The following is a 12,689-nucleotide window of genomic DNA, read 5'->3' as shown; positions in this document are numbered from 1 at the left end:
TTAAATGTGCTGCGCCTGGGGAATAAGCTTCGACCGCCATTCATCAACTAGCTCTCCCCCCAATTGAGCCGCCTGGAGTAAGGCGCCCAGAACGGGTGGTAAGAGGGGTAAATGAATATCACTAAGCGGAAATTGCGCGTGGACGAGTTCCCGAAAATGATTTTGCAAAACCGGTGAGACGCCTTCCCATAAGGATCCGACTAATATGACTTCAAAGGGATCATTATGCCAACTTAATTGATTGGCAGCGGCGATCACTGTTTGGGCCAGGGATTGCGCCATGCTTTGCAACAGGTCTATCGCCACATGATCATTTTGATTCGCGGCCTCAAAGCATGCAGGAACCAAAGCTAAAAACGCAAAAGGGTGAATGGTGTGAAAATACATCGCGCGTTTTAAGTCTTCATAACTGTTCTGACCCAGTTTACGCAACACAGCGTCTTCCAAAATGGTTTTTGGCCCGCGCCCTTCGTGACTGCGAAAGGCGACATGAAGAACTTCGCGGGCCAAATCGGCTCCCCCACCAAAGTCCCCCATCTCATAGCCTAATCCACCAATTTGACAGCGCTGGCCATTTGGATGTATGCCCAGAACATTGGTAGAGGTCCCACAAATCACAGCAATCCCATAACCTTGACGCGATCCTCCCAGCAAGGCAATTTCGGTATCATTGACAATGGTATAAGATAACCAGGGCAACAAGTGCGTTATTTGTTCAGACATCGCGGCAATGTCTTCAGGAAAATCTGCGCCGGCTAATCCCAAAACGGCTCCTTTGACGTCCTTCGGATCATATCCTTGGATGACCAAGGAAAGACTTTGAGCGAGTTGATCCATTGCGCCCTCGAGTCCTAAGGGCCCTTGAGGATTGGATGGCCCTCCGTGCACAATGTTAAGGAGTTTGCCGTCTTGGGCTAAGACGACATCCGTTTTACTCGCACCCCCATCGACTCCAATATATAATGTCATGAGGCAAATTGCGGCAAATACGCCGCATTCTCCCGCAAAATATCGTCCAAGATTTTGTGGGCAATCTCACTCGAAGGCACTAAAGGATTGGTCAATAAAGCGGCCAAAGCCTTTCCCCGGTGACCTTCTACAGCCGCTTCAATTGTCAATTGTTCATAAGCTTTCACTTGCTGGATCAGTCCTTTCACTTCCAAAGGTACAGGCTCCATGGTGATCGCACGCGCCCCGCGCCCATCAATAACCGCCGGGACCTCAACAACACTATCAGCCGGTAACACGTCCAGTGCCTGATCATTTTTGACATTAACAACCATTTCGCGCCGTTTATTGAGAGCCAATGATTCCATTAACATGACCGCAACCGTGCTATAGTAGGCTCCCCCTCGCTGCATTAACAACTCGGGCAATGTGACTTGCTGGGGATTTTGATATTGTTTAAACAATTCCGCTTCAATAGCCATCACTTGAATGGCCCGGGTTCCTTTCCCATTTTCTATATCTGCCAGCTGTTTTCTCAACATCACATCCGTATTCCAATAGTACTGCAGGTAGGGATTGGGAATCATGGGCACAGCGTCCAATAGATAAGGAGCCCAGGTTTCCTTGGGAATATTGGCCACGGAATTTTTAACCGCCTCTTGAGACATGTTTTTTAAAAACTCTAAAACCAACGGGGTAATATCTTTCCCTTGTACATAGACATGGCGGGCAAAGGACAAGTGATTGAGCCCCAAAAAATCTATACTAATAACGTCTGGCGACACATGAAGGGCTTCAGCAATCGTTCTTTCAATGGTAATGGGAACATTGCAAAGGCCGATGGTCCGGATCCCTTGATAGCGTAATAAGGCTTCGGTGATCATCCCCGAAGGATTCGTAAAATTAATTAACCATGCCGCAGGATTAAGCTCTTCGAGTTCCCGAGCCAATTCCAGTGCCACCGGAATCGTCCTAAGAGCACTGGCAAAACCGCCAGCGCCCACGGTTTCCTGGCCGATCACACCATATTTGAGCGGGATACTTTCATCACGGGCCCGGGCATTTAATCCCCCAACCCGAAATTGGCTCAACACAAAGTCGGCATCAGCTAGTGCCTGATGGCGGTTACATGTTGCTTGAAGAATAAACTTTTTATTGCTATGATCGATAAGCCGCTGACAAAACGCCCGGATTATTTCCATCTTGTCGCGACCTTCGGGAATGTCGACCAACGTCACTTGCTCAATCGCTAAATCGTCGACATCAAGAAGACCAGAAATGAGTTCCGGGGTATAAGAGCTGCCCCCGCCAATGACAGCGATTCGAATTCCTGATTTCATTTGGCTTCTTAACCCCCAGCCGATAGAATTATCTTGATCATACTCGATTTTTTGGTCTTCCAACACAAAATTCTTTTCCAGAACCCTGATAAAGATGTCTTGTTTCGCACAGGATTAAGTATGATAAAAGTGGGTTAGTGTCTGATCCTGACCCAAAGCCGGATAGGGATTTCGAATTATGTAGGTGTAATAGAAAACAGCGAAGATTATAAGGAGGACAACGTGGATTATAGTAATGAACGGGTGGCCATATTTGTAGATGGCGCCAATATGTTTTATGCTCAACGCGTCTTAGGATGGCATTTAGATTTCGCGCGGGTTATCGAGTACTTTACGCGCGGACGGGAAATCTATAATGCCTTCTACTATACCGGAGTGCAAGTCCCTCCCGATAATAGTCAGCGGGATTTTCTTACGGCCTTGCGCCATTTAGGGTTTACCATACGGGAAAAATCTATAAAAGAAACCTTGGATCAAAGTTCCAGTTCGGTCATTCGCCGTGCCAATTTAGACATCGAGATTGTCATTGATATGTTTAGTACGGTAAATCGCTATGACGTTGCCGTATTGATGTCGGGTGATGGCGATTTTGAACGTGCCGTCGAACTCATTCGGTCCCGCGGCAAAGAAATTGTCGGGGTGGGTACGCGAGGAATGATTTCCTCGGAACTGGAAAATGCTTGTGACCGCTATGTGAAGCTTGAGGATATTCGTTCCGAAGTCGAAAAAGTCCGTTAGCCAATGTAATCCTTGTAAAGGACCATCCCAGCCTGCTTATCCCCAGAAGTAGGCTGGGATTTTTCCTTCCTGTTCTTTGCCTTCGCCCTAATGCCCAGAGGCCTTGCGTTCTTTATACGTTCTCGATCCTCTTTTGACACCATCTAGGGAAATCGGTATCTCAAAGATCACCCCTCCAAGAGGCTTGGTCACATTGACGTAGACGTGTCACAATAGAAAGAACCAAGCCATCTGATTCGAACTTATCATTGGCGGGTGAGACGATCCTCATTATAATAACTATGGTAATTCACTAGGGGGAGACGCAGTGCATTTGAGATTATGGCTAATTCCCAGTAGCATCATTGCTTTCTCCGCCATTTTCATCGGGGAACCTCAAGCATTGGCTGCAGTAACTAATTTGAGTATTGCATCGCCAGACGCTGTTCCCACGTTGCCTGCCGACTATACGTTCACCCAACAAATTACCCTAACGAATAAAACCAATGCCACGGCCTACGACGTCAAAGCAGCCGTCGTACTACTGGCTCCTGAGACAAGTTATTCCGAGGTCGAACTGGTTCAGGAGAGTCAAAGTCCGGTAAACACCTATCATGATCAGTACGGGAATTTAATCGGCACATTCTTATGGAATGCTATTGCGCCTCATACATCTGTCAATTTAACACTGACTTATACGGCCACGTCTTCGGAAGTGAGCTATCATTTGCCCACAACCTATCCACCATATAATGTCCGGTCTTCGGTGTATAAGTTCTATACCAATCCACAATTGGAATCGCAGCAGGTCAATACGGACTCGCCAGTTTTAGAACAAATCGATCAATCCGTCATCAAACCCGGAGAAAATCCGGAACAAAAAGCTCAAGCTCTTTTCAATTGGGTTGTGCAGAATATTCATTATAATTACTCATTACAGGCATCAGGAAGTGCTGTGGCCACCGCGGAAACCCATTTGGGTATCTGTAGCGATTTTGCCGACTTATATGTCGGATTGCTTCGTACGGCTAAAATTCCTGCCCGCTTTGTGGGCGGTTATGTCACCAGCAATGGAAGTGGACAAGGGGGTTTTCACCAGTGGGTAGAATTTTACCTGCCCACCGTCGGCTGGGTGGTTGCCGATCCAACATGGGGTGCATACGGATATTTTGCCTCTTTGCAAGATCATTGGCATATCGGCTTATATGACGGTATTCGCAAGGACATTACCGTCACCTGGAATTATTCCCCCCAGGCGTTAACAGCCAGTCAAGCCGCCAAGCAAATTACCATTAGTTATCAGTATCAATTTCACAAAACGGTCCCGATCGCGCCCTTAAAACCCGTCAATGTGATAAAACACAAAACCACCAAAAAAGTGCGGCCGATTTTAGATCCGCCGATTATTTCTCATAAAGTGCAGAGTGTGCCCCTAAACTTTTGGCAACAATTGTGGCTAAGTCTCACGCAGTGGGTTTCTAATAGGACAAAATCAGTGGTCCATTGGTTCGCTAAATATTTCTAAGGCTTCCTAAAACTTTTCTATGCCATAAAACGCATAAGTTTGGTCGATCAAGAAAGGCTACTGATGGAGGTGGGCACACTATGAAGAATCACGACATCGAGATTCCAACCACGTTGGATACGGTGTGGAGTTACGTTCAAGACCGTTACGCCAATCAGCAAGCTGACCATCTGGACTCATGGCTCGTCGATTTGGGTGAGCGCGTCACTCAAGAACAAAATGAGTGGCAAAAACCCGATGACTGGCTAGCCTACCAAGCATGGAGCGTAGCGGAAGACAACGAAAAACCCCAACTGGCCCATCTTTTTATGCGGACTGTCGGGCACAACACCTTTGACACCGAACAAGATGTCAGGCACTAACAGTCCCATTCCACACTCCGCGCTCCCTTTTGGGACCGCGGAGTTTTCTTCTGGACTCAATTACCATCATGGAAAAACGCGGAGAGTAGATACTAGGCATGGAGGTGGTTTGATGCCAAGAATTTTTGGATGGTTCAATAACTCCCAAACCCTGCTATCCTGTATCGAAAAAATTCGTCACTCAGGTATGGTATCCGTCCTGTTACGTCAACCCAATGAAAGAGTGCTGGTTATGGGCCCTTTAACCAAAGATGTTGGCCCCTATCCGTTTTTAGACGTGCAACACCATATCCGCCGTTTAGGTCTTCCGCGCCCATGGGCCGAAAAATACACCCGAATTTTAGAAAAAGGCGGCGTTGTCGTCTGCGTGGATGTCGCAGAACCCTCTTTTACCGATATTTTAAGCCAGTATCAAGCTCGTGATCTCACCCTTATCCCCTAAATCGACTTACACCCACGGCGATGGCACTTGGGGATCAATAAGAAAACGAAACTTATCCGGTTGTTGACCAATTAATTGATATAATGGGGCACCCACGGGATTCTTGATCAGATCGCGCGCACGGAGTTCACGAATCACGCCAATTTCGGCATAACTTGGATTGAGCCGGTATCCTTCCGGTCCAATCCATAATCCGGCGCCGCGGTGACGTGCAAGATCTTCATAATCCAAATAGATATCTTGCGCATGGACAAAGGTCAAGGCCAAAACATCTTGCCCAATATTCATGGTCACATGACTATAACCCGGTGGTATCACGACCCAGTCGCCTTTTGTGGCTGAAATCAGCAAGATTTCTGAAATCCGGTCGTGACTCGCGGCTTGAAGCAAAAACAAGGCCTCTCCATGAACCACTTCCACCAATTCTCCAAACAGGTCCGAACGGTGAATGCCCGTATGAATGTGTCCAGCCGTCTTACTCCATTCCCGGGTTAAACAGCCAGGCCACAACATGGTCACATCTACCCCAAACCCCAGACGGCGAAATTCCGCTTGCTCACTTTTCAGATGAACACCTTCATAAACATGATAGACATATAAAGGTCCCTTGGCATCCGGATCTTCTAAAAATGGCCGCAATTCTTCCAAACTTCGGGCCACATGATGATCATATCCCGCATCAATTAATGGATAAAGCGGATCGTCCAAATGTCCCGTCCACGAAAAAGGAATTCCTAATTGCGTCGTTAAATCAAACAAGCATGTCACCACCATTGGCTTCTGCCTGTATGATAGCAAAAAACGCAAATGGTCAATATTCCGTATGTGTGCTTCTAATCGATCAACCTCGGGACTTCCCAGAATAATGACGTTCAACACATGGATTGGGATAAATGCCTATTTACGCCATGGTGAAACGACCCTCACGAAGATTCGTCAAAAACTGCAGGCAGTTAGCTAGAAATGCCCTGAACGCCATATTTATGGCTCTGTCATATAACTCCAAAGACTCCACTCACAGTCCTTTCGCTTATCCGTCAGACGAGCGCATTTCGAGTTGATTGGGGCTGGCCTCAACAAAATCCGCAATAGCGTGTTTAATGAATAGCTAAAGCCATCCACACCCAGGCGACGAGTTCGATCACATCGATAAGGCGACTTTGTGTAGGGTGTTGTGAAGAATTTTGAAACCATAAGCCAACGGTTATGACCGCACCTAGTAAAAACAATATTGCTCCAAAGATAGGGAGTATCCGTGTAAAATAAAGAATTTCTCCAGCAAGAGCCACAATACGAAAAACGAGACCGGGGCTAAATGATTGACCGTGAAAATCTAAACTGACCGCCAGCATAGCGATTGCTGCGACCGTCAACCCAATTTCATTGACCATTTCAATCTGCCCCCTTTGCCCTGGTCTACCATATTCAGGGTTCAAAAAGAGGTGACTGTAAAACGCGGCAAGCGGTCACATTTCAAAGAGATAGGTCTTCTATACGGCAACCGCTCCAACCCATAAAAAAGAGACAATGACCATCCCGATCAACCCCTGTATAGGATGTTCATCAGCCTCTTCCATTTGCGGGACCCTTAGGTCGCCCGATTCTTAGATATTAGATCTAAAGGCCTAACAAAATTTCCTCGAATAACGACCTCGTCATAATGTTTTCACCACCCAACACACTAACTGACAACCCCTGGGATTAGTGTCTTGACGTTTAGGCCTTCTTCCAATATGGAGAACGGCACCCCATCTTTTTTTGTATAAGCCGAAAAATGATCCATAGAAAAGACTGCAACGATATGCACTTTGCAACCATGGCGCGACTCAATTAAGAGTTCATAGGCCCAATTTTAATGAAAACGCATGGTTAACCATTTTAACCGAAGAAAACGCAGCAAGCTAACCATGATCACACCCAGCAAAAGACTCGATAGCGTCACCATCATAACCAAAATAGTGACATGAAAGGCATCTATCATGGTAGGAGCAGTGGGGGCCATAATAAGAAAATCTCGATCGGCAAATGCCGGAAGGGTAAACTGTCCCAACGTCGCTTCAACGGGCTTAAAAAAGACCATCGTCATAATCCCTGCGTAGACGGCATGAAGAAACCGGGCAAAAAAATACGGTTTCATGGAAATATCGGTATCTGCCAAAACCGACGCAACTTGCCCATGAACCGACAACCCTGACCAGGCCACAATAGCTGATACCAAAATAAGTTGTTGCAGCAACGGGGCCTGTGCATGGGCTGCCGCAGCCGATCCTAAATCGATTTCAAAAAATCCTTGAACGGCTGCTGGAACTAGATTAGGGGACAGCCCTAAAAGATGAAACAGCGCTTGGAAGGGTGTGGTCAAAATAACCATCAGTCCACTTTGTGTTAAAACACGTAAAAGGACTGCAAAGAGCACCATAAAACTCATAATCATAAACAACGTACTCATCGATTCGGAGATGGCTTCGTTAATGACTTGGCCATAGGGTCTCCCGTCTTCTTTCCGTCCCCGTATCATCGCATCTAGGGCCCGTTTATGAATTCCCCTAAGAACAATCCCCTCCTCGGAAATGGGCTTGTCGTGACGGCGTCCATAAAACCGATACGTCAAACCCACCATGATCACCGACGTATAATGGGCTAATGCCAGCACCGCTCCTAAATCGGGCTGACCAAATAATCCCACAGCTACCGCCCCAAACAAGAATAAAGGGTCCGCACTATTACTAAATGCTAATAACCGCTCCCCTTCAACTTTGGTGCATAATTCTTGTCGACGAAATTTTGCCGTCAGTACGGCATCCATAGGATACCCCGCGGCCAGCCCCATCGAAAAAACAAATGATCCAACCCCTGGCACATTAAACAACGGCCGCATCAAGGGTTCAAAATAGACGCCCAAATAATGAACCATGCCCGTGGACAGCAAAACGTCTGATAAGATAAAGAAGGGCAGGAGGGACGGAAACACCACTTCGAAAAAGAGCTTCAGGGCATCAACCGTCGCATGATATCCATGTTCCGAAAACACAATTAATGCAATCGTTAGGAGCAACATGGTAAACCCGGTAATCACCGTTGCGACTCGCTTGGGTTCTTGATCCATCACGCCACCTCGTCCATCCAGACTGACTTCCCTTCATGCTATGTCCGAGGTAGGACAGGTATTCCAGCCAAGAAACCCTCACCATGCTGACTCTGCTCGATAATTTTTCAAGATAGTTCTCATGCTCCACGTCATAGGAAAGCCCCAGGCTTTGAGTTCGGGACAAACGGGTAATCATTAGCCCATCCGTTTCAAGGCGGTAAATGAGCGACATAATCATGATCACGATGTGTCCAACCACGTATCTGATTTCTAGTAGATAGCCGATAAACATTCTGTCCGAATCGCTTAATCCGTGGACTTCGCTTGTCTCTTTGGCCAACCGCACTGAGAAAAACGGCGGGGCTCCACAGTTCTAGACGACAAGGTCTTGTTCTTGTGTCTCATATAAGATAATGGAAGGCCATGGGCGCTTGACCCAGGGATTCTTTGCATAGATGGGAATAATCATCTGGAACGAGGGGCGCTAATATCTAGTCGCGTCAAGCCATGCATTGTCTGCCTGACATCAAGTTAAACATGGTTAACGCTCAGTTGATGAAAGCGTGGCTGTTAGGTTGGGTCAGATTCGTCATTCATATCCATTTCAGGATGTTCTCTTTGTTGTTTAACATCTTGCACTTCGTCTTGAGTTTCGTCATCGTCATGCCTTTTATGCGACTCGGCTTGTTCCTCGGCCTCTTTTTCCAAAGCCAAAGCGTGAATCGCCGCTTGTGCTGATAAGCCGGTGGTTTCGCTAATCCATAAGAGATTTTTGGTCAGTCCATTGCGCTTCTTGTCCATGGTATCTCCTCGTGCATCCGGTCTCGAATTGGTTGTTGTTAGTATCCCCATGGCCAATATTTCTATCCCTAGGCTATGGTCACAATTCCCAAACTGTTACACAATATTCAGAAATCACGAACTCTTAATTTTCCTTTTTGCCTACACCACTTCAGATTTACGGTTCAAACTTTAATTCGCAGTAAAGCCGACGTTTAGTTACCATAACGATTAAAGGGTTAATAAACCCAGCAATATCGTAACAATACTCGTAATAATGACAAGCACCCGGCGGCGATGGCTCATTTTCCAATGGTGCGGCAAAGCCCGATATTCCAAAGCAATCAAAAATCCCAAGACTATCGGCAATAACATGGCATTCATAATTTCGACATCGATACTTAATGACACGAATTGAATGGCGACCAAGACGAAAAGGACGGCAATCACATGTGAGAGGGCATACACGATATGAAATTGGGGTGTCTCTTTAAAATCACTGTTTAGACTGTGTTTCCAGCCAAAGACTTCAGCCATTCCCCAAGCCCCCGCCAATGAGACCACGAGGGCCGCCACGGTACTGGCTCCGAAAAGTCCTGCCCCGAAGATGATAATCGCACTGTGACCTAATAAAGGAACCAGGGTTTGGGCAAGCGAGGCAATTGAGGTTAACGTATGATGGTGGGGAAATGCTTCGGCTGCGGTGAACATTACCGCAATCATCACGGCTTGGGTAAGCACCGCCCCAAGAAGTGTATCCCGTCGGGCAATTTTTAACTGTCCGGGGGTCAAACCACTATCGGATACGGCTTGCTGCTGAAAGAAAATCATCCAGGGCATCACAACAGCTCCCACATTGGCCGCAACCATCCACGCAAAATCTTCATGCCCAAAGGGTAAAATCCAAATGCTTTGAACGTTGCCGATCCCCTTGAATAAACCAAAGAACGCCGCAGGAATAAAAGCCAATTCTAATAAACCCAAAATAATACCAAAACGCTCCGCGCGCCGGTATTTTCCCAAAAAAGCCGCACTCATCAAGGCCAAAGCCACCAAAGGGACAAACCAGAATTTACTCGCGCCTAAAAGTTGACCAACGGTGGCAATGCCCGCGTACTCGGTGACTAGAGCACCAACTGCACTCAAAAATAACGTCAAAACCGACAAAGTGGCCCATTTGCGGCCAAAATACTTTTCGATTAATTCTCCATGCCCTTGTCCCGTAATCAATCCCAGCCGGACTGTCATTTCTTGAACAAGGTACAATACCCCGATCAATAAAAGATCCGGGATGAGCAAGGACGCTCCAAACTGCGCTCCCGACTGGGCCGCGGTCACCACACTTCCCGCATCAGTATCTGCCAGCATTACAATAATTCCTGGCCCCAAAAGCCTTAGCCATTGCCACGTTGTTTTCGGCATTCCATGGCCAATCGTTGATCGTTGAAGTTCCATATAAATCTCCATAATGGATAATGACATTCGTTCTCATTTAATATAACGTTTTTTTGATATCTTGGTGAGATTCTTTGGTGTTGAGCGTGTTAATGATTACCTGTTTGATTTTCTCACAACAAAAAAACCTGGTCGAGTTTTTATTTCTCTCGACCAGGCATCATAATGGCGGATATTCACTATCCATGGTTATTTCTCCCCTTCTTTGGCCATGTTGGGCCCCTTAATGCAGTCCGCGGCTAAAGCCAATTATAACCAAAATCAACATCACCACAATATAAATCCGCAACCCCCAAAAGACCAACCGAATCGAACCTTTCGGAACAATTCGGGTCAATTTCACCGGTTGCTCGGTCTCAATGGGAGGGACCACTTGTAATGGCGTCTTCTTGTCGCTCATTGGCACCTCCTCCTTCCTGGCTTTCTTACTTGTTCTCTTTTTCCCTATCTGACTACGAGACGGAAATCCTTTGTAAAAGGCATCATCCCTGTCATCCCTGTCATCCCTGTCATCGTGGTCTGACAAACTCTTTAATCGACTTTATTGAAACAGGTGGGGAAACACGACAGACACTCCGTACAGCCCATTGAGAACGACAAGCAATCCCACAATGGCGTAGGCCGAAAGGTTTTGCCACTTGCGATTGACATAATCGCCCATAATCTCCCGGTCATTGAGGAGTAACAAGAGAAACAGCAGCGCCGCGGGCATAAAGATCGAGGCCACAACTTGAACCGTCAAATTCAAAAATCCCAGTGGCGCATTCGGTATCAAAACAATTGCTGCGGCAATTCCCGCGCTTAACAGGCCCGGGACATAAAACCGCCATGCCTGACGAACCGGAAGATTAATGCTCTTGGGCCAATGAAATGCTTCCCCCATGGCCCACGAGGTGCTTGCCGTCAAGGCAATTGCTGCAATAGTACCCGCCTCGACTAAACCTAAAGCAAAGAGGTCTTGACCCACACGGCCCAGATGTTGCCCAATCATTTGCATAATTTGTTGGATGTTGTAATTCGCAGCTCCAGGGTGACCATAAGCAATTGTTCCGGTTAAGACGACCAGCGCCACCGCCACCACCACCATGGCAAAGGCTCCCAGTGCCGTATCAAATTGGCCATGGCGAATATCTTGAACCGTTAATCCTTTATCAACGACAGAAGACTGTTGGAAAAACAACATCCAGGGTGCTATCGTCGTCCCAAAATTGGCGAGCACCACAAACAGAAAGGCTGCGGTAAAACCCCCGGGAACTTGCCAATGACTAAAGGCTCCTACGACCTTTCCCCAATTTGGATGCGCCATCAACGCTAAGGGAATAAAGATTAAATTCCCTGCTGCAATCCATAAGGACACGCGTTCCCATGTCCGGTACCGCAAGACCAACAAAATCGCCGCATCTAAAATGAGTCCACCTAATGCACTAAAGAGTGGCGGCACACCAAAAACCGACATCCCTACGGTAATCCCGATGAATTCCGTGATCAGCGTGAGGACATTAGCGATGACTAAATCCACAAGGGAAAACCAACCCCAAAATGCGCCATACCGTCCCCAAATCATTTCCGCATGACCACGGTGGGTGACCGCACCAAGTCGTACCGTCATTTCTTGGACGACATAAGCAATAAGGCCGCCGACAACTAAGGCCGGGATGAAAAATCCAATGCCATAGGTCGCCCCAGTTTGGGCGTAAGTAATCACACCACCGGCATCATTGTCCGCAATCATCACCAGAATACCGGGGCCAACCAACGTTAATAATAGGAGTAACCGTTTGGTCCAACTCGGAGATTGGCGTAGAGCAGCCACACGTGCCTGGTCCTCTGCACGGATTCGTGCATCATCGAAGACCGGGGTGGCTGCAGACACATTCTTTTTCGACATCGTAAATCCCCCCTCGGCATCTTCCGAGGGGGTCATAGCAACAGCTAAGGACAGCCCTCGGAAGAGCACAGAACAATGTTTGATTTTCGTGAACGCAAGAAACTACTATGGCCTCCTGGGTCTGTACTCACCCAATGCACCCTC

General features: G+C 47.2%; 13 protein-coding genes. 4 read left to right on the top strand and 9 right to left on the bottom strand.

Annotated features, from left to right (window positions below; all coding sequences use genetic code 11):
- On the bottom strand, positions 1-969 hold the full coding sequence (locus tag B8987_RS08100) for an N-acetylglucosamine kinase (protein ID WP_020375588.1): 969 nt from the start codon (positions 967-969) through the stop codon (positions 1-3).
- Positions 966-2,288, bottom strand: coding sequence for a 6-phospho-beta-glucosidase (locus B8987_RS08095; protein WP_026040702.1), 1,323 nt, complete (start codon positions 2,286-2,288; stop codon positions 966-968). The genes B8987_RS08100 and B8987_RS08095 overlap by 4 nt, the downstream gene beginning before the upstream one ends.
- A gap of 222 nt (positions 2,289-2,510) precedes the next feature.
- Here B8987_RS08095 and B8987_RS08090 point away from each other — a divergent pair, with 222 nt between their 5' ends.
- The 4 genes from B8987_RS08090 (at position 2,511) to B8987_RS08075 (ending at position 5,334) form a co-directional block, all read left to right on the top strand.
- A complete protein-coding gene (locus B8987_RS08090; RefSeq protein WP_020375586.1) occupies positions 2,511-3,026 on the top strand; it encodes a LabA-like NYN domain-containing protein in 516 nt (171 codons plus the stop codon).
- Positions 3,027-3,333: 307 nt separating this feature from the next.
- The gene (locus B8987_RS08085; RefSeq protein WP_020375584.1) at positions 3,334-4,530 is read left to right on the top strand and encodes a transglutaminase-like domain-containing protein; all 1,197 of its coding nucleotides are present in this window, start codon (positions 3,334-3,336) and stop codon (positions 4,528-4,530) included.
- Between the two features lie 80 nt (positions 4,531-4,610).
- The gene (locus B8987_RS08080; protein ID WP_020375583.1) at positions 4,611-4,892 is read left to right on the top strand and encodes a hypothetical protein; all 282 of its coding nucleotides are present in this window, start codon (positions 4,611-4,613) and stop codon (positions 4,890-4,892) included.
- Between the two features lie 112 nt (positions 4,893-5,004).
- Entirely contained in the window at positions 5,005-5,334 is a 330-nt protein-coding gene (locus B8987_RS08075; protein ID WP_020375582.1) for a hypothetical protein, read from the top strand.
- Between the two features lie 6 nt (positions 5,335-5,340).
- Here the strand turns inward: B8987_RS08075 and B8987_RS08070 are convergent, their stop codons facing one another.
- The 7 genes from B8987_RS08070 to B8987_RS08045 form a co-directional block, all read right to left on the bottom strand.
- Entirely contained in the window at positions 5,341-6,102 is a 762-nt protein-coding gene (locus tag B8987_RS08070) for a glucose-6-phosphate isomerase family protein (RefSeq protein ID WP_176213194.1), read from the bottom strand.
- 329 nt (positions 6,103-6,431) lie between these two features.
- Positions 6,432-6,725 carry a hypothetical protein gene (locus B8987_RS08065; protein WP_020375580.1) on the bottom strand — a complete coding sequence of 98 codons (294 nt, stop codon included), beginning with the start codon at positions 6,723-6,725 and terminating at the stop codon, positions 6,432-6,434.
- A gap of 461 nt (positions 6,726-7,186) precedes the next feature.
- Positions 7,187-8,440 carry a sporulation integral membrane protein YlbJ gene (ylbJ, locus tag B8987_RS08060; protein WP_020375579.1) on the bottom strand — a complete coding sequence of 418 codons (1,254 nt, stop codon included), beginning with the start codon at positions 8,438-8,440 and terminating at the stop codon, positions 7,187-7,189.
- A gap of 552 nt (positions 8,441-8,992) precedes the next feature.
- A complete protein-coding gene (locus tag B8987_RS08055) occupies positions 8,993-9,223 on the bottom strand; it encodes a hypothetical protein (protein ID WP_020375578.1) in 231 nt (76 codons plus the stop codon).
- Positions 9,224-9,433: 210 nt separating this feature from the next.
- Complete coding sequence (locus B8987_RS08050; RefSeq protein ID WP_040767732.1) at positions 9,434-10,657, bottom strand: NRAMP family divalent metal transporter; 1,224 nt, start codon at positions 10,655-10,657, stop codon at positions 9,434-9,436.
- A 223-nt stretch (positions 10,658-10,880) separates the two neighbouring features.
- Complete coding sequence (locus tag B8987_RS19620) at positions 10,881-11,057, bottom strand: hypothetical protein (RefSeq protein ID WP_020375576.1); 177 nt, start codon at positions 11,055-11,057, stop codon at positions 10,881-10,883.
- 141 nt (positions 11,058-11,198) lie between these two features.
- The gene (locus B8987_RS08045; RefSeq protein WP_028963440.1) at positions 11,199-12,545 is read right to left on the bottom strand and encodes an NRAMP family divalent metal transporter; all 1,347 of its coding nucleotides are present in this window, start codon (positions 12,543-12,545) and stop codon (positions 11,199-11,201) included.
- Positions 12,546-12,689 lie beyond the last annotated feature (144 nt).

It is taken from the genome of Sulfobacillus thermosulfidooxidans DSM 9293 (assembly GCF_900176145.1).
GTDB lineage: Bacteria > Bacillota > Sulfobacillia > Sulfobacillales > Sulfobacillaceae > Sulfobacillus > Sulfobacillus thermosulfidooxidans.
Note: the sequence above shows the minus strand (reverse complement) of the source record. Positions and strands in the feature narration are given on the sequence as shown.